The organism is Pseudooceanicola nanhaiensis DSM 18065, from assembly GCF_000688295.1.
GTDB classification, from domain to species: Bacteria; Pseudomonadota; Alphaproteobacteria; order Rhodobacterales; family Rhodobacteraceae; genus Pseudooceanicola; species Pseudooceanicola nanhaiensis.
In genome coordinates, this window is sequence record NZ_JHZF01000011.1 from 207,328 (window position 1) to 223,980 (window position 16,653).

At 67.6% G+C, this 16,653-nt stretch carries 16 protein-coding genes; 2 read left to right on the forward strand and 14 right to left on the reverse strand.

Annotated elements, in window-relative coordinates; genetic code table 11:
• Positions 1-24: 24 nt before the first annotated feature.
• Entirely contained in the window at positions 25-1,110 is a 1,086-nt protein-coding gene (locus Q344_RS0101905; RefSeq protein ID WP_084178270.1) for an ABC transporter ATP-binding protein, read from the forward strand.
• 171 nt (positions 1,111-1,281) lie between these two features.
• Here the strand turns inward: Q344_RS0101905 and Q344_RS24990 are convergent, their stop codons facing one another.
• From Q344_RS24990 to Q344_RS0101950, 9 genes are all read right to left on the reverse strand, one after another.
• Complete coding sequence (locus Q344_RS24990; protein ID WP_028285160.1) at positions 1,282-2,268, reverse strand: type II secretion system F family protein; 987 nt, start codon at positions 2,266-2,268, stop codon at positions 1,282-1,284.
• Between the two features lie 10 nt (positions 2,269-2,278).
• Complete coding sequence (locus Q344_RS0101915) at positions 2,279-3,256, reverse strand: type II secretion system F family protein (RefSeq protein ID WP_028285161.1); 978 nt, start codon at positions 3,254-3,256, stop codon at positions 2,279-2,281.
• Positions 3,253-4,632: a TadA family conjugal transfer-associated ATPase gene (locus tag Q344_RS22905; RefSeq protein WP_036538189.1), complete on the reverse strand. Its 1,380-nt coding sequence runs from the start codon at positions 4,630-4,632 to the stop codon at positions 3,253-3,255. Before Q344_RS22905 ends, Q344_RS0101915 begins: the two co-directional genes overlap by 4 nt.
• Before the next feature lie 9 nt (positions 4,633-4,641).
• The gene (locus tag Q344_RS0101925) at positions 4,642-5,811 is read right to left on the reverse strand and encodes a CpaE/TadZ family protein (RefSeq protein ID WP_028285162.1); all 1,170 of its coding nucleotides are present in this window, start codon (positions 5,809-5,811) and stop codon (positions 4,642-4,644) included.
• 10 nt (positions 5,812-5,821) lie between these two features.
• Positions 5,822-6,448, reverse strand: coding sequence for a TadE/TadG family type IV pilus assembly protein (locus tag Q344_RS0101930; RefSeq protein WP_169739170.1), 627 nt, complete (start codon positions 6,446-6,448; stop codon positions 5,822-5,824).
• Between the two features lie 2 nt (positions 6,449-6,450).
• Positions 6,451-6,948 carry a TadE/TadG family type IV pilus assembly protein gene (locus Q344_RS0101935; RefSeq protein ID WP_028285164.1) on the reverse strand — a complete coding sequence of 166 codons (498 nt, stop codon included), beginning with the start codon at positions 6,946-6,948 and terminating at the stop codon, positions 6,451-6,453.
• A gap of 4 nt (positions 6,949-6,952) precedes the next feature.
• On the reverse strand, positions 6,953-8,470 hold the full coding sequence (locus Q344_RS0101940) for a pilus assembly protein TadG-related protein (protein ID WP_028285165.1): 1,518 nt from the start codon (positions 8,468-8,470) through the stop codon (positions 6,953-6,955).
• Positions 8,467-9,297 carry a Flp pilus assembly protein CpaB gene (cpaB, locus tag Q344_RS0101945; RefSeq protein ID WP_028285166.1) on the reverse strand — a complete coding sequence of 277 codons (831 nt, stop codon included), beginning with the start codon at positions 9,295-9,297 and terminating at the stop codon, positions 8,467-8,469. Before cpaB ends, Q344_RS0101940 begins: the two co-directional genes overlap by 4 nt.
• Positions 9,298-9,388: 91 nt before the next feature.
• The gene (locus tag Q344_RS0101950; RefSeq protein ID WP_028285167.1) at positions 9,389-9,577 is read right to left on the reverse strand and encodes a Flp family type IVb pilin; all 189 of its coding nucleotides are present in this window, start codon (positions 9,575-9,577) and stop codon (positions 9,389-9,391) included.
• Positions 9,578-10,070: 493 nt separating this feature from the next.
• Between Q344_RS0101950 and Q344_RS0101955 the strand changes: the two genes are divergently transcribed.
• Entirely contained in the window at positions 10,071-10,880 is an 810-nt protein-coding gene (locus Q344_RS0101955; protein ID WP_156954615.1) for a helix-turn-helix transcriptional regulator, read from the forward strand.
• Between the two features lie 180 nt (positions 10,881-11,060).
• Here the strand turns inward: Q344_RS0101955 and Q344_RS0101960 are convergent, their stop codons facing one another.
• The 5 genes from Q344_RS0101960 to Q344_RS22910 form a co-directional block, all read right to left on the reverse strand.
• Positions 11,061-11,591: a TRAP transporter small permease gene (locus Q344_RS0101960; RefSeq protein ID WP_211249907.1), complete on the reverse strand. Its 531-nt coding sequence runs from the start codon at positions 11,589-11,591 to the stop codon at positions 11,061-11,063.
• Between the two features lie 75 nt (positions 11,592-11,666).
• Positions 11,667-12,641, reverse strand: a complete 975-nt coding sequence (locus Q344_RS0101965) for a TRAP transporter substrate-binding protein (RefSeq protein WP_028285170.1) — start codon at positions 12,639-12,641, stop codon at positions 11,667-11,669.
• A 22-nt stretch (positions 12,642-12,663) separates the two neighbouring features.
• Positions 12,664-13,947, reverse strand: a complete 1,284-nt coding sequence (locus Q344_RS0101970) for a TRAP transporter large permease (RefSeq protein WP_028285171.1) — start codon at positions 13,945-13,947, stop codon at positions 12,664-12,666.
• Positions 13,948-13,958: 11 nt separating this feature from the next.
• A complete protein-coding gene (locus Q344_RS0101975; protein ID WP_028285172.1) occupies positions 13,959-15,488 on the reverse strand; it encodes an amidase in 1,530 nt (509 codons plus the stop codon).
• 109 nt (positions 15,489-15,597) lie between these two features.
• Positions 15,598-16,554 (reverse strand): LysR family transcriptional regulator, encoded by a 957-nt coding sequence (locus Q344_RS22910; protein ID WP_084178273.1) that lies wholly within the window; start codon positions 16,552-16,554, stop codon positions 15,598-15,600.
• Positions 16,555-16,653: the final 99 nt, after the last annotated feature.

Consider the following 16,653-nt stretch of genomic DNA (forward strand, 5'->3'; position numbering starts at 1 on the left):
GCCGTTCCGGGAAGGGGGCAAGACGTGACCGGGCAGGCACCGCGACTGGACATCCGCAACCTCACCCGCCGCTACGGCGGGCGCGCGGTCGTGGACGACGTGTCGCTTTCGGTCATGCCGGGGCAGGTGACCTGCCTGCTGGGCCCGTCGGGCTGCGGCAAGTCGACGACGCTGCGGATGATCGCGGGGGTCGAGACGCAGGATTCGGGCGTCGTTCTGGTCGACGGACAGCCGATCTCGGACGGGGTCCGGAACCTGCCGCCCGAACAGCGTCAGATCGGGCTGATGTTCCAGGACTTCGCGCTCTTTCCGCATCTGAGCGTGGCCGACAACGTGGGTTTCGGCCTCAAGGGCCCGAGGGCCGAGGTCCGCGCCCGTGTCGAGGAGATGCTTGCCCGGGTCGATCTCGGCCGTTTCATCGACGCCTGGCCGCACGAGCTCTCGGGCGGCGAACAGCAGCGCGTGGCGCTCGCCCGCGCGCTGGCGCCGCGGCCGCGGATCATGCTGATGGACGAACCCTTCTCGGGGCTCGACAACCGCCTGCGCGACGGCATCCGGGACGAGACGCTGGACGTGCTGAAGGAAGCGGGCACTGCCGTCCTGCTCGTCACCCACGAGCCCGAAGAGGCGATGCGGATGGCCGACGAGATCGCGCTGATGCGCGACGGCCGGATCGTGCAGATGGGCGCGCCCTACAACATCTACAACGCGCCCGTGGACCGCGAGGCGGTGGCCTTCTTCAGCGACATCAACGTGATCCGCGGCGTGGTGCGTGGCGCGCTGACCGAGACGCCCTTCGGCCAGTTCCTCGCCCCGGGCGTGCCCGACGGGGCCGCCGTGGACATCGTGATCCGGCCGCAGCACCTCAAGATCGACTTCGATCGCAACGGCTCCGGCCCGCTGCCGACGGCGCGGGACGGCACCCCCGCCCGCGGCATCGTCCAGCGCGCGCGTTTCATGGGGAACGAGAGCCTCGTGGAATTCCGCATGGATCACGACGGCTCGCTGATCCGCGCCACCGTCCCCAACGTCTTCCTGCCGCGCCCCGGCAAGCCGCTCTGGCTGACCATGCGCCGCGACCGCTGCTTCGTCTTCCCGGCCAAGGCCTGAGACCGCCCGCCTCCCTCCTCTGGTCCATGGATCCCGGGGGAGGCGCCTGACGGCAGCCGTGGCGGCATCGTTCGGGGATCGCCGCAGCAGCGGAGGCTCATGCTGTGCGCAGGACGCGGCCACGCTTTGGCCTCGAAAGCCCACTGCGCGGAGGTCGCAGCGTAGCGTGGCTCACATCACCGTCACCCAGCGGATCGCGATCGGGGTCAGCATGATCAGCAGGAGCACCGGCATCATGAATCCGGCCAGGACGCCCGACATCTTGACGGGAAGCTGGTTGGCCTTGGCCTGGGCCTGGAGCTCGCGGTCGGTGCGCATCTCGGTCGCGTAGGTCTCGAGCGCCTGGGACACCGGGGTGCCGAACTCGGTCGCCTGCTGGATCACGTTGGCGAAGGACGCCATCTCTTCGACCCCGGTCCGGCGTTCGAGCTCCGCAAATGCGCGATCGCGGGGCTTGCCGGCGTGGATCTCGAGCTGGAGGATCGTGAACTCGTCGGCAATCGGGGGGCAGAAGCGGCCGATTTCATGCGCCACGCGGGTCATGGCGGCGTCAAAGCCGAGGCCGGCCTCGATCGCGACCTGCAGCAGGTCGAGCGCGCCGGGCATGCCCCGGCGGATCGCCTTGCGGCGGTCCTTGACCTTCTGCCGCAGCCAGAGGGACGGGCCGTAGAAACCGGCCACGACAAAACCGACCGCGACGAGAAAGACCTGTGCGGTCTCGAGCCGGGAGGCGGGTTCGACAAGCCGCGCGACGGCGGAGGGCAGCGCCGCGCCGAACCAGGCCACCCAGATGAAGAGCGAGGGCAGAATGAACGCGAGCGCCGTTCGGACCATGAAGTAGGTCCGGACCGCGCCGGCACCGTGATACCCCGCCTGCCGCAGCCGCAGGGCGATCTTGCCCCGTTCCTGTCCCGAGCGCGGCACGAAGAGCCGCAGGGCCCCGGTCGGGTCGTTGTCCCAGGGGCGCACGATCTGGCTGCCCGCGCTGTCCGGCGCCGCGGCCCGGATGCGGCGCTGCTGCGGTGTCGGGCCGGACCGGACGGCGGCACCGATCCCCAGGACGGCGATGAACAACCCGGCGCCGACCATGACCTGGACCAGCAGGCGCGGGTCCGACGGGATCCCGAGAGCGGCGAGATAGGTGGTGACCTGGTCCATTGACGTGTCCTCAGAAATCGAAATTCGTCAGCCGGTTCAGGATGACGGCCTGAAGCGCGGTGAGGCCGAGCACGATCGCCGCGACCGGCAGGAAGACCGGGTGATCCTTCACGTCGAGGAAGAAGGACGGCGTCGAGCTGTAGATCGTGCCGAAGATGAGGAAGGGCATCATGGTCAGGATCAGCCCCGAAAGGCGGCCCTCGGACGAGATGGCCCGGATCTTCTTGCGCATGTTCAACCGGTCGCGGATGACGCGCGACAGCACCGTCAAGACGCGGGCCAGGTTGCCGCCGGTGCCGTGCTGGATGCCGACACAGACGCTCAGGTAGTGCGCGTCCTCGCTGTCGACCCGCTCGGCGAATTCCCGGAACGCCGTCGCGAGGTCGACGCCGTGGCGGATGCGGTCCTCGAGCAGGCCGAATTCGCTGCCGACCGGATCGGGCATGTCGCGGGCGACACGGCGCAGGGTGACGTTCAACGGGTGGCCGATCCGCAGCCCCCGCGCCATCATGTCGAGCGCGTCGGGCAGTTGTTGCGACAGCTTGGCCTGCCGGGCGATGGCGATCCGGTCGATGATGGCATAGGGCAGGCCGAGGCCGAGGCCGAGGGCCAGGCTCATCGCTGCGGGCGCGGGCGTCCAGGTCGAGGCGATGAAGAAGATGCCGCAGGCGAGGGCCGCGGAGATCGCCAGAACCGCGCCCGGTCCGAAGGGCAGGTTGGCGCGCGCCAGCGACCTGCGCAGCCCGCCGACGGGGCCGCGGGCGCGCTTGTCGCCCCTGGGCTGGTTGCGCAGCAGGGCCTCGACGATCCTTTCCTCGTCGAGGCCGCGCGCGATCATGCGCATCCTGCGGTTCCGGCTGCGCGCCGCGCCGGCTTCGCCGTTGATCACCTGGCGCACGCCCTCGAACGTCATCAGGCCGCCGAGCAGGATCATCAGGTAGAGCACCACTTCCGACTGGTGCAGGCCATCGAGAAACGCGAAGCTCATGTGGGCATTCCTTCCTGCGCAAAGGTGTCGGCCGACAGCTCGACCCCGTTGGCGACCAGCTTGTCCATGAACTTCGGACGGATGCCGGTGTAGACCATCTCGCCCAGGACCTCGCCGTTCTGGCCCTTGCCGCGTTTGCGGAAGGCGAAGATGTCCTGCATCGTCACGACGTCGCCCTCCATCCCGGTCACTTCCGAGATGCTCATCACGCGCCGGCGGCCGTCGCTGAGGCGGGAGAGCTGGACGATCACGTCGACCGACGAGGCGATCTGCCCGCGGATCGTGCGCATCGGGATGTCGGCGCCCAGCATCGTCACCATCTGCTCGAGCCGGCCGAGCGCATCGCGCGCCGTATTGGCGTGCACCGTGGTCATCGACCCGTCGTGCCCGGTGTTCATCGCCTGCAGCATGTCGAAGCATTCCGAGCCGCGCACCTCGCCCACGATGATCCGGTCGGGCCGCATCCTGAGCGCGTTGCGCACGAGGTCGCGCTGCGTGATCGCGCCGGAGCCCTCGATATTCGGGGGCCGGGTCTCCAGGCGGACGACATGGTCCTGCTGCAATTGCAGCTCGGCCGCGTCCTCGATCGTCACGATGCGCTGGCGCATGTCGATGAAGGAGGACATGGCGTTCAGCATCGTCGTCTTCCCCGACCCGGTGCCGCCCGAGATCAGGACGTTCAGCCGCGCCTCCACCAGGCCGCGCAGCACCTCGGCGGCCCCGGGCGTCAGCGCGCCGGCCTGCACCAGCCGGTCCAGCGAATAGGGCTGGCGCGAGAACTTGCGGATCGACATCGACGGGCCATCGACCGCGCAGGGACGGATGATCGCGTTGACCCGGCTGCCATCGGCCAGGCGGGCGTCGACCCATGGCTGGGATTCGTCGATCCGCCGGCCGATGGACGACACGATCTTGTCGATGATCCGCAGCAAGTGGCGTTCGTCGCGGAACCGGACCTGGGTGCGTTCCAGCATGCCGAAGCGTTCGACGTAGACGTTCTCGTGGCTGTTCACGAGGATGTCGTTGATCGTCGGATCGGCCAGCAGCGGCTCGAGCGGGCCGAGGCCGGTGACCTCGAAGATCAGCTCCTCGACCAGTTTCTGCATCTCGTCCGGCCGCAACGGGCGCCCCTGTTCCGCCAGGAGTTGCGTGACGAGGCCCGCAATCTGCCGCTTCAGTTCTCCGGCCTCGACCTTGTCGATCATCGCCAGGTTCAGCCGGTCCAGAAGCGCCTCGTGCAGGCTGCTCTTGAGTTCGAGCCAGTTCTGCAGCGCGACGTCGATCTCGGGCTGCGCGGGGGCTGCGGGGGCCGCCGGTTTCAGCGGCACGACCTTTGGCCTGTCGTCCTGCTTCCGGCTGAGGAATTCGTTGAACATCTCGCCCCCTTACTCTGCGGTCTTTTTGTTTTCGGTTGCCGAACGCGCGATCAGCCGCGCAAGGCGCCGATAGGCCTTGCGCGACTTTCCACGGCGGCTGGCACTCGGTTGGCCGAGGTCGACCGCCCTCCGTTCGGCGCGGCGATCCTCGTGGTTCCAGAACGCGACCTTCAGCCCCAGCAGGTCTTCGGCATCCTTCAGCATCTCCGAGCCGAAGATCGGCTTCTTTTCGCGGTTCATCACCAGGTCCACCGGCAGCGAGACCGAGGTCTCGCGGTAGAGATCGACGATCCGCTTGGCCTGCCGGATGCAGGGGACCGAGCCGTCGGAGACCAGGACCAGGCGGTCGGCCGCCTCGATGACCGGCGCGATCCAGTCGAGCGTGGCACGCGGCATGTCGATGATGACGTAATCGTAGGCGCCGCGCAGCGCGGCGAGGATCGCCGTCACGAGTTCGGGCGTCATCGAGGTCAGCGGAACGAAGACCGCCGGCGCGGTAATGACGTCGACGCCCAGGCCGCTCGACTGCACGGCGCGCGTGATGCGTCCGGGCTCGGGCAGGCCGTCGAGCGACAGCAGGTCGAGCATCCCGCCATTGTCTTCCAGGTCGAAAAACGTCCCCGCATTGCCGAACTGAAGGTCGAGGTCGAGGAGTGCAACCCGCGGCGGCGGCGCGGTCCGCTTGTGATCGGCGGCCAGCGCCACGGCGAGGTTCGCGGCCACGGTCGTGCCGCCGACGCCGCCCCGGGACTGGGCCACGGCCAGGATGGTTCCGTTGCGTGCGGGGGCGGCCGAGGGGTCGCGGCCCCGGTCGAGAAGCGCCGTCAGGATGTCGGTCAGCGCCGCGCCGTCGACATCGACCGGCAGAACATCGGTGGCCCCGGCCTCTGACAGGGCGCGGGCGCGGGCGAGCGGAAGGTTCTCATCGGCCAGGGCGATGAAGACGGTCCGTCCCCCCGCAGCGGCGACACACGCGGCCAGCGCCTCCAGTTCGTTCTGTGTGCCGTCGGTTTCAAACAGCACGACCGGGTGGCCCGCGACCGTTTCGGGCCCGGCCTTGGCCAGGTCCGAGAGGCTGGGCGTTCCGGCGGCCACGACGGGCATCGCACCGAATTGCGACATCCGCCGGTCGTCGCCGACGAAGAGGATGCTGTTGGAAATGCTGCGTGCGTGGATCATGAGAGGGCTCCTATCCATCGGTCCCGCTGGCGAGGTCCTCGCCCGGCAGTGAAATGCTGATCGTCCGGTACTGCGGCGTGCCGGTGAACCCGCCGGTCCCGCCGCTCAGCATCGTCGCCATGGCGCCGATCGGGGCCGAGAACCGGAAGGCGGGCAGCGTCAGCTCGACGGTCACCTGCGGCACGTAGGGGCCGCCGAGGTAACCGAGGTTCGGGTCCTGGGTGTAGATGAAGGTCAGGTCCGAGATCTGCGTGCCGCCCGGCAGGGCGGGGGAAATCCGGGTCCAGATCTCGTTGGCGGTGGCGTTGCCCGCATCCCCCGCGCAGCTCACGCTCGCCTGCACCGCGCAGGCATTGGCCACCGCACGACAGTTCGTGCCGAAGCGCGGCGCCGGCGAGGCGGTGCCGACGGTGATCCGGTCGGGCACCCCCGCGCAGGCGGCCGGGCGCACGGTGGCGATGCGCGCCGCGACCTGGGTGCTCTTCTCGGCGATCAGGTTGGTCGACGCGAAGATGCCGAAATCGAAGAGCTGGAACAGCATCAGGAAGAACAGCCCGACGACCATCGAGAATTCGACCATCGCCGCGCCGCTGTCGTCGCGCCGGAACCGGGCGAGCCGGTGTATGATGGCCCGCACGCTCATCCGCCGTAAATCCGTGCGCTGTCGGCGACCGTCGTCGTGAGCTTGGTGATCCTGGCGCTGAAGATGTCGAGCACGAAACCCAGCGGAAACTGAAGCGTGACCTGCGCGGCGACCGTGGCCACCGGCGCGGGCGAGGTGCGATAGGTGCCCGCCACGCAGCTGTAGGTGGCGGTCACGGTGTCCACCGTCATCTGTTTCGGCAGGACAGGCGTGCCGGAACGGTCGTTTTCGATCATGGTCTTCAGCGTCGCCTCGTACCCGCTCAGGCTGCCGCCGGTCAGGCAGATGTCGATCGGCGCGATCCGCGCCAGGTAGCGGCTGGCGTCGCGAACGCCGCTGATCGTCGACTGGTAGCCCCAGTAGAGCCGGCCGAATTCGATCATGATGCCGAAGAAGAGGATCATCAGCGGCAGGCAGAGCACGAACTCGACCACGGCCGCGCCGTCTTCGGACCGGCGGAAGCGCTTGAGGAGGGGGGCGAGAGACCAGCGCACGTCGTCACCGGTAAAGCTGCACGACATCGCGGAACACACCGCCCGCGCCGGCCGAGCCGTAGCCCGACACGCCGGCCGTGCCGATGACCTCGACCCAGAGGTCGAATGTCGCCGGGGAGCCGGTCCCGGCCCCGACCGGCTCGGTCATGAACATCTCGACGAATTCCTCGACGGGTACGTTCGTGGTCGTGCCGTTGATCGGGTTCGCGGTGCAGTCGACCGCCGCCGCGATCACCACCCGGCGTTTCGGATCGCTCGACACGTTGGCCGAACACTGGGCGATGCCGGTCTCGTCCCGGCCGTCGAGAATGGCGCCCCCGGTCAGGCCCGCCGTCCTGGCATATTCGATCTCGGCCACGTAGACGCCGTAGCGCGTGCCGGCATAGGCGGCCGGGACATGCGGTGTCAGGTGGGAATCCTCGCCCGCGTCCAGCACGCCGTTGCCGTCGCCATAATTGGTGTCGATGTAGAGGTCGTAATCCCAGGTGCCATCGCCGAACCGGGTGCAGGTGCCGGCGGCAAAGCAATCGTCATGCGGAAGGCCGATGGAGTTGGTGGAGACGTCCGGGTTGTCCTTGAAGCAGCCGCTGGCCTCGGGCGCCAGGCCCGAGATGATGTTGGGCGCGACGGTGTAGTTCGGGTTGTTCCTGTAGCTGTTCATGATGCCGGTGAACTGGTCGAACCGCGTGTTGAAAGCCGAATTCTCGAGCCCCACCTTCTGGCCCGGTTCGGTCGTCACGCCGCGCTGCGAATAACAGCGGGTGACGTTGCCCTCGGCCCCGATCAGGCAGCCGATCAGCTTCGCGCCGGTCAGGCCCGCACAGGTGACGCCGACCGCGCTGGCCGAGATGTCGAGGAAGCCGAAGTCGCCCGGCCCCCAGGCCGCGCCGTTGCCGCCCGAGCGCAGCAGGATGCCGTCGCCGATGGACGACGCCCGGGTCGAACTCCAGCCGGAGGGCACGCAGAACATCAGGGGCGTGACGTCGCAGGCCTCCATGGTGAAGCCGGCGATTGCCTCGGCCGAAACCGTTGCGGTCGCGGGCCCGGTGGCCCCGACCAGCGCCCGCGTCGCCCGCAGGAACAGCGTGTCGATATTCGCGGGCGTCGCCACGACCCAGGCCATCGTCGCCTCGCGCTGGTCCGTGGTGATGAAGGCGGTCGGCGCGACCGTGTCGTCGTTCGGCAGCCCGTCGAGGAAGGTGAGCGTGTAGTCCACCGCGCCCGAGAGAGTCCCGTCGCCGCCGTAGGCCTGCGTGTCCGAAATCATGAGCGCGGCGGCGGCGGTCGCGCGGGTGATGCTGTCGGCGCGGCCGTCCAGCTCTCCGGCGGCGGCCAGGGCCACGCTGTCGGCGAAGCTCTGCAGGTCGCCCTGCGCCACCTGCACCCGGCCGAGGTCGAAGACCAGCGCGACCAGCCCCAGGATCGCGACAAGCGAAGCAATCCAGAGGACCATCACGCTGCCGGCCTCGTCCCGCACGAAGCGGGGGAGCCGGACCGGGTCGTGACGCAGGCGGAAGGTCATTTCAGGAAGACCTCTTCCGCCACGTTGCCACGGCGCACGATGATGCTGGGCCGGCGCGGCGCGGCGGCCGGTTCTGCCTCGACCACGACCTCGGTCAGCGCTTCGGGTTCCGGGTCCTCGGTGTCGAAAAGGTCCGCGAGGTTGATCTGCTCGAGCGGCTCGAGGTCCGCCGCATCGGCTTCCCGAAGGCTGAGGCTCAGACGCCCGGCCCGTTGGGCAAGCGCGAGTTTCTGCCCCTCTTCCGGGCTGATCTCGACGGTGATCGTGCGGGCGACGACCGGCTGATCCTGCTGTTCCTCCGCGGTCTGGTCGATGCCGACCACGCGGACGTTCTGCAGGACGGTCACGGCCCGCATCTCGGCGCCGTTGCCCTCTGTCATCACGATGTCCACCCGGTCTCCGGGCGTGACGAAGCCGCCGACCGCCGTGGCCGCGTCGACGCTGATGGCCATGGCCCGGTGGCCGGGCGTCAGCTTCTGGACGATGGTGACCCGTTCACCGGGGGCGGAGAGCTTGGCCGCGAGGATCGGTTCGCCGGGGAAGATCCGGCCAAGCGCGCGGCGCGGCGCCGCGCCGGTGACGGCGTCGATCCGGGTGTAGAGGCCCGGCATCATCGCGGACCGCGGCCAGGACTGGGTGGTGAGCATGGTCGGCGCGATGGCCTGACCAAAGGGAATTTCGGCCTGGGCGACGACGACGTCGATCATCTCGACATCCGGCATCGCGGTGGCGCTGTCCGGCCCGACCGCAAGGTTCATCGCGGCGAATGAGCCGGCACCGGCCAGCGCGGTTCCCAGGAGGATGGTGGCGAGTGATCTGAACTGCATGGGAGGTCTCCAAACTGCTTGGCGGGCAAGAAGATCTTGGACGAAAAGGTCTTCCGGAAGCCGCGCGGAGGCGGCTTCCGGACGTCGGTGCTCAGCAGGTGCCGTGCGTACCGGCCGGATTGATCGTGCCGCAGGCCTTGGTCGCGTTTGCGCCCGCTGCGGTGCCCATGGTGGAGAAGGTCGCGACGCCAATGCCCGCAGCGACCAAAAGCGCGATGGCGTACTCCACCATGGCCGCGCCGGATTCGTCTTTCTTGAAGCCTTTGATAAACTTGATCATTTTTCCGTGCCCTTTAAGTGTTTGGTTAAATGACGCCTGCAGCGCCCGATCGATTTCGACCGCAGCGGCCGAAAATCTCCATCAGCCTACGCGGCCAAGATCGGCCGGGCATCGGCCCGCAGTGCGAAATTTACAACCAGGGGCTGCGATTGATTTCGTCGACAAACGGCGGTGAGGAGAAAATTAGACGTTCCAGCGAACGCTACGTCCCGCCGCGCGAATCACTGTTTCGGGGTCATTTGCGACGGAGATGCGACAATCCTTAAGATTCGGTTAACCTTGTCTCTCATCCGCCAACACTGCGAGCCGCACCGGCCGACACCTTTCCGAAGCGTAAAATGTAATTTGGATCAATGGTTTGCCCGGCGCGTCCGGCTGCCGCGCCAAGGTCCGGGCACGCGGCTCCGAAAATATCCTTTGTTTGTCCACAAAGTTGCCAACATTCTTTCAGCAGGCACTTAAAGGCGGCTTGGCCGCTTGGAGGCACCCAATTTTGAATACGCATATTACCCAGTTCAGCGGGGAACAGACCCGTGGTTCGCTCAACGTCGTCGCGCTGTGGATGCATGCGACCGGCAGTGGCGCCGCATTCGGCGATGTCCTCTCCGTCTTTCAAACCCTGGTCGGCGCAAGCGGCGCCCAGATCGTCCGGCAGATGCGTCACCCGGCGCAGACCCGCATGATCGCCCGCCACGACCAGAGCGCCGGCAAGCTCTTCGAACGTCCCGTCGTGAGTTTCTGTGCGGCGCTCTTCGGCGACATGTCGCACCACGTGAAGGCGGGCAGCCTATGGCGCCTGACCGACGCGCGGCCGGACCGTGACATCCTGCATAACCTTGAGGAAATGGGCCTCAAGGAAGTCTGCATTCTGGTCCTGAACACAGAGACCGATTTCACCGACTACTTCGAGCTGCACCTGTCGCGCCCCCTGCCGGACCATGATCTCGCCCTGCTGGAGATACTCGGCCCGATCCTGGCCGAGGGCTGGAAGAAGCGGGCTCCGGGCTGCATCGAAGCGGCCATCGCAGGACGCCCGTTCCCGGTCGCGCAACGCGGGCAAGAGGCGAGCCGCCCGCTCCTGGGGTCCAACAACCCGGCCGGGCTGACCCGATCCGAGTTCCGGATCTGCACGCTGATCCAGTCGGGCCGCCTGCCCGACGAGATCTCCGAGATGCTGGGGGTCAGCAAGTCCACGCTCCGGTCGCACATGCGCGCAATCTACCTCAAGACCGGGGCATCGGGGCAGGTCGAACTGGTGCACCTGCTGCACGGGCGCCAGAGCGGGGCAGGGGGGATGACATAGGGCACGGCACGGGACAGGCGATCGTCGCTGCGCCTTGATTGCAGCTCCCGGGAGCACGACGGAGCCCGGGCCCCGAGTCTGCTCACTGCCGATCTTCGCCGGGAGGTTCTGCCTTCGGGTCGGTGAGGCCCACTCACGCACCCAAGCTGCAGTCACCTCATGACCATGACCCGGTGGGCCTCAATCCAGGCCGGCGACGGCATCGGTGGTGTCAGGCGCCTCGAGCCTGTCCTCCGCCCATTGCGCGGCGAGGTGGACCAGGATGATGATCATGGCGATGGGCACGACCACGGCGATCCAGACCATGGCGATGCCCAGGGTATCCGCCGTCAGCCCCGCCTGCCGCGCCAGATAGCCTTTGGCGAGCCCCCCGCGCAGACCCATGAAGGAAAACCAGATGACCGGCAGGATGAAGCTCAGCACCGCGGCCGAGCGGATGGCCTCGGACACCAGCCCCATGAGGGCCGGGCGCGGCGGGAACACGCTCTTCATCAGCACCGCGTCCGAGCGGCCCTTGAACGACAGCGTCGTGCCCAGAAGCCCGGTCCAGACCATCATGTAACGCGCCACGTCCTCGGTCCAGATCGGCGGGGACGAGAAGACGTAGCGCGCCACGACCTGGATCATGACGGTGATGAACATGCCGGCCACGGCACACATGGCGACGCTGCGGGCGACACGGTGCAGGCCGTTGCTGAGGCTGATGATCATATTGCTCAAGGCGTGCAGCTCCGTCTGATCTGCAGAAAAGTCGTGGGGCGCCGGTTGCGGCGCCCCGGCATCGGCTCAGCGGGTGGCGTCGGACAGGTCCGTCCAGACCTTCACGTCATCCGACGGCATCAGGCCGGAATCGTAGACCTGCTTGGACCGCTCGCGGAAAGCGCCGCGCTCCTCGTCGGTCAGGCGCTGCACGGTCACGCCCTTCTCTTCCAGCGCCTCGAGCGAGGTGCTCGAGACCTCGTCAAGCCAGGCCTGCGTGGCCGCATTGCCGGCCGCGATGGCTTCGGTCACCGCGCTCCGCTCCGCGTCCGACAGCCCGTCGTACCACATCTTCGACGCGATCACGGCCCGGATCGGGATGATCGTGCGCGAATCCGAGAAGTTCTTGACGAAATCGGTCTGACCGAAGGAGATCGGCACGAAGGGCGAATTCAGATAGCCGTCGATCACGCCGGTCTGCAGGCCCGCGGGCACTTCGCCCCAGGGCACGACGGTCCCGGTGGAGCCCCAGGCCTTGTACAGCGCGATCTGCGCGTCATCCAGGGCCCGCATCCGCAGATCGGCCATGTCCGCCGGCGTGCGCACGGCGGCATCGGTGGTGATGATGCCCGAGGAGGGGCCGATCGGAACGATGGCCAGCAGCATGACGTCCTGGTCTGCCACGGCCTCGTTCACGCGGTCGAAGATGCTGCCGTCCGCAAGCGCGCGCTGCATATGCGCCGCATCGTCGAACATGTAGGGCAGGCGCAGCCCGTAGATGAACGGATCGACCTGCGCGATGGCGCGCACATCCGACAGCGACAACTCCAGCAGCCCGGTCGAGAGCTGATCGAACTTCTCGGCCTCGTTGCCCACGGAATCCCGCGGCATCTCGCGCACCTTCATCCCGGCCTTCTCCAGAACCTCGCTGAAGCCCATGACCCAGTTGTAGGTGCCCGAAACCTCCGGATCGGGTGCCCCGTCGAGCGCGATCTTCACTTCGGCCGAAGCGGCCGAGGCCGTCGCCATGAGCGCGGCCAGCGCAATATGTTTCAGTTTCATTCTTGGTCCTCCCTGAATGGTGTCAATCGACGGAAAAGCCGGCAAGGCGCGGCAGCCAGAGGCAGAGTTCCGGCCAGTAAGCGAGTGCGAAGAGCAGCAGGACCTGCACCGCCACGAAGGGCAGCGCGGTATAGGCCAGTCGCCAGTAATTGAGGTTGGTCAGCGCCGAGACGACGACCAGGCATTTGCCAAGCGGCGGTGTGATCAGCCCGACACAGAGGTTGAAGCACAGCACGATCCCCAGGTGGGTCGGGTTGATCCCCTGCTCCAGCGCCTGCGGGGCGAACAGCGGGATCAGCAGCGTCAGCGCGACGGGCGTATCCATGAACATGCCCGCGACCAGGAAGATGCAGAGCAGGAAGAACAGGTACTTGGTCCCCGTCAGGCCAAAGCTCGCGACCCAGCCGGCCAGGGCCTCGCTCCAGCCCAGCTGGCCCGCCAGGAACCCGAGGATCGAGATGGCGGCGAGGATGATGAAGATCGTGCCGGTCAACCGTGCGGTCGCCTCAAGCGCGTCCAGGATCATCCCGCGGCTCAGCCCGGTGTAGAACTGCCCCGCGATCAGCGCAAAGAGCACGGCCACCGCAGAGCCTTCGGTCGGCGTCGCGAGGCCCAGCACCAGGCTGCCCAGGATCACCACCGGCAGCAGCAGCGCCGGGGCTGCGCGCAGCAGGCTGGGCCAGAACCTGGGCAGATCCGGCGACGGCCCGCCCGGATGATTGCGCACCCGCGCGATCACCGCGTTCAGCGCCATGAGGGACAGGGCCAGAAGCACGCCGGGAATGACGCCAGCGGTGAAGAGGGCAGCAACGGAGGCCCCGGTCAGACCGCCGTAGATGATCATGATGATCGACGGCGGAATGATCGGCCCGATCATCGACGAGGCCGCGGTGATCGCGCCTGCGTAATAGCGGTCGTAGCCCCGTTCCTCCATCTCGGGCACGAAGGTCCGCGACAAGGCCGCACTGTCCGCGATGGCAGAGCCCGAGATACCGGCGAAGAAGACGCTCGTCAGGATGTTCACGTGCCCCAGCCCGCCGCGCAGCCGCCCGACGATGGACAGGGCAAAGTCGATCAGGCTGCGCGTCACGCCGGCCCGGGTCATGATCTCGGCTGTCAGGATGAACAGCGGCATGGCCATGAAGGCGAAGACATCGAGCTGCGCAAAGATCCGCTGCGGCATCACCGAAAGGAACTGCGCCTTGCCCGCCAGGAGGAAGGCAAAGACCGACACCGCCCCCATGAGGTAGGCGAAGGCCGTGCCGCTGATCAGGAGCAGGACGAAGAGGACGGGGAGCAACCACATGATCGAGGACCTCAGACGGCGGTGCGCACGGACGCGTCTGCGCCGGTGCGTGTCGGGTGAAGGACGGGCGGATGCGTCACGATAGACCGAAGCGCGGGCGTCACGGCCCGCAGCTTCGACAGGTCGGGACGCGGGCGGGCGGTCTCGGGATCGGCCTCGAGGAAGGCTTCCATGCTCCGTGCCACGGCCAGCAGATCGGTGTCGCCGCGCGCGGCCCCCAGCATCTGAAGCCCGAACGGCATTCCCGCCCCGTCCCGCCCGGCGGGCAGCGTGATGGCGGGGCCTCCGCTCAGCGAACCGCGATAGGTCAGCGCCAGCGAGCGGTAATAGATATCCATCTCCTCGCCGTCGACATGGGTCACGTGCGGCGCGCTCCAGGGCCCGGGCGAGACGGGAACTGTCGGCGTGAGGATCGCATCCAGCCCTTCCATCCGTGCGTTGAAGGCGCGCAGGATGCGGGTCTGTTCGGCGTGCGCCCAGCCCCGGTCGGTCAAGGTGAACCGGCGCCCCAGATCGAGATTGGCGTGGATCGTCGCTCCGAAAAGCTCGGGCGCCTCTCGCGCCGGCCCGTCGAACGCCGTCAGGAAGCTTTCGGCGCGCAGGATGTCGAAGACCCGGTCCATGCCGCCGAGGGCCATATCGACTGCGCGGCACTCGGCCACATGCGGCGCGATCGCCTCGATGCGATTGCGGAATGTCGCACGGATATCCGGATCGACGGGGGCACCGCCGAAATCCTCGGAATAGCCCAGACGAAGCGTGTTCAGGGGCCTCTCTGGCAGCCTGTCGAACCGATCCGCGGGATAGGACATCGACAGCGGATCGTTCGGATGGCCCCCATGCACCGCGCGCAACAGCAGGATCAGATCCTCCACATCCCGCGCCATCGGCCCAAGGACCGAGATCCCGGACCACCCGAGCGGCCGCGTCGGATGCGCCACGACGTCGACCGAAGGCCTGTAGCCGACGATGCCGCAGATCGCGGCCGGCAGGCGCAGCGATCCGCCGGTGTCCGAACCGGTGCAGATCGGCAGCAGATCCGCGGCCAGTGCGGCCGCCGACCCCCCCGAGGAGCCGCCGACGGTCAGCGACGGATTGAACGGGTTGCCGGTCGCCCCCCAGACCGGGTTGCGGGTGTTCCCGCCGGCCCCCAGCTCGGGCACGTTGGTCTTGGCCAGCACGATCGCCCCCGCCGCCCGCAGCCGCGCCACCATCGGCAGATCGGTGCCTGGCACATTCGCGACGGCGCGGGGACTGCCATGGGTGGTCAGCAACCCGGCGGTGTCCTGCAAGTCCTTGACCCCGAGCGGCAGACCGTCGAGCGTTCCCCTGGGGGCACCATCCCGCCAGCGCGCCGTGGCCGCGGCAGCTTCGGCCACGGCCCGTTCGGTGTCGAAGGCGGTGAGCGCGTTGATGAAGGGGTTCACGCGCGAAATATGCGAAAGGCAGGCCTCGAGATAGGTGCTTGGGGTCAGTTCCCCCCGCGCAAAGGCAGCCAGAACCATTCGGGCCGAAAGCCCGGTCGGTGTCGCATTGTCCATATTCTCTCCAACCGGCCCTCGCGATGCGTGAGCGCCAGCCTCTCCCTGAAACTCTCGTCAAGGTATGATGAAGGTTTCGGCAACAATAATGAGTTTTTCGCCCGCAACCTTAACCAAACGGAATGGTTTGTCCGTGCTCCGATACCTGGCCCAGACATTTCATGAACAGCGCGAAGGCATTGTTGTTCTGCTGCCCGCCCGTCTTCCAGAAGCATCGCGCTTCGGACAGGAAATCCCCGGTATCCAGTGGCAGCACCACCAGATCGCCCCGCGCGACATGGGCTTTGGCAAGGCTCTGCGGGAACATGCCAAGCGTCGGCATCTGCTGCAGAAGCTCGAGGTTGAGCGACAGGGACAGAGACGAGATGGTATTGCCCGGCGGCGTGACCCCGCGTTCGGCAAACATCGCGTCCACGGCCCGGCGCGCCACCGAATCCGGCTGTGGCAGGATCCAGGGCCAGCGGACCGCTTCGATCCAGGCGATCTCCGCCATCTTCGCCAGCGGATGATTGCGCCCGGCGACGACCACCAGCGGTTCGGTCAGCAGGACCGTCTGGTCGATCCCCTCCAGATCCTGCGGCTGCCATGTCCGGGCAATCAGCAGATCGAACTGCCCCGCATCCAGCCGCGGATAGAGCGAGACAAAATGCCCTTCGGTGATCGACAGGCTCGCATTCGGCGCCGCGTTCTTGAACAGGGTGATGGCCTGGGGCAGCACGATCGGCGCCACGGAACTGACCACGCCGATATTGACGGTGCCTGCAACGCCGCTCGCCATCGCCTGCAGGTCGAACTCGGCCCGGTCCAGCTGGTTGAGCACCTGACGCGCATGATCCGCCAGCCGCCGCCCGACCGGGGTCAGATGCAGCCGATTCCGCTCGCGCCGGATGATCGGGGTGCCGACGATCTCTTCCAGCTCGGCAATCTGCTTGGAGACCGCAGGCTGCGTGACATTCAGCTCCGCCGAGACGCGCGCGACAAGGCGATGCTCGGCCAGGCCGTGGATCACGCGCAGATGGCGGAGCGTCAATTGCCGGACGAGACCCCCGCGTTGCAAATTCGCCATGACCGCTGCTCCCCGTCCCAAGCGCCGACACTATGCCGCCTGCAGCTGCGATTTCAACATCAACGCAGGCTGCCTCGGCCGGGCCGCGCGCGCGGCGTT

What these genes read in the sequence shown, in the direction of transcription:
- Q344_RS0101960 (WP_211249907.1), bottom strand. Translation starts at nt 11,591, where the DNA reads ATGATCATCAGCCTCAGCAACGGCCTGCACCGTGTCGCCCGCAGCGTC.
- cpaB (WP_028285166.1), bottom strand. Translation starts at nt 9,297, where the DNA reads ATGCAGTTCAGATCACTCGCCACCATCCTCCTGGGAACCGCGCTGGCC.
- Q344_RS0101970 (WP_028285171.1), bottom strand. Translation starts at nt 13,947, where the DNA reads ATGTGGTTGCTCCCCGTCCTCTTCGTCCTGCTCCTGATCAGCGGCACG.
- Q344_RS24990 (WP_028285160.1), bottom strand. Translation starts at nt 2,268, where the DNA reads ATGGACCAGGTCACCACCTATCTCGCCGCTCTCGGGATCCCGTCGGAC.
- Q344_RS0101965 (WP_028285170.1), bottom strand. Translation starts at nt 12,641, where the DNA reads ATGAAACTGAAACATATTGCGCTGGCCGCGCTCATGGCGACGGCCTCG.
- Q344_RS0101915 (WP_028285161.1), bottom strand. Translation starts at nt 3,256, where the DNA reads ATGAGCTTCGCGTTTCTCGATGGCCTGCACCAGTCGGAAGTGGTGCTC.
- Q344_RS0101975 (WP_028285172.1), bottom strand. Translation starts at nt 15,488, where the DNA reads ATGGACAATGCGACACCGACCGGGCTTTCGGCCCGAATGGTTCTGGCT.
- Q344_RS0101940 (WP_028285165.1), bottom strand. Translation starts at nt 8,470, where the DNA reads ATGACCTTCCGCCTGCGTCACGACCCGGTCCGGCTCCCCCGCTTCGTG.
- Q344_RS22905 (WP_036538189.1), bottom strand. Translation starts at nt 4,632, where the DNA reads ATGTTCAACGAATTCCTCAGCCGGAAGCAGGACGACAGGCCAAAGGTC.
- Q344_RS22910 (WP_084178273.1), bottom strand. Translation starts at nt 16,554, where the DNA reads ATGGCGAATTTGCAACGCGGGGGTCTCGTCCGGCAATTGACGCTCCGC.
- Q344_RS0101925 (WP_028285162.1), bottom strand. Translation starts at nt 5,811, where the DNA reads ATGATCCACGCACGCAGCATTTCCAACAGCATCCTCTTCGTCGGCGAC.
- Q344_RS0101950 (WP_028285167.1), bottom strand. Translation starts at nt 9,577, where the DNA reads ATGATCAAGTTTATCAAAGGCTTCAAGAAAGACGAATCCGGCGCGGCC.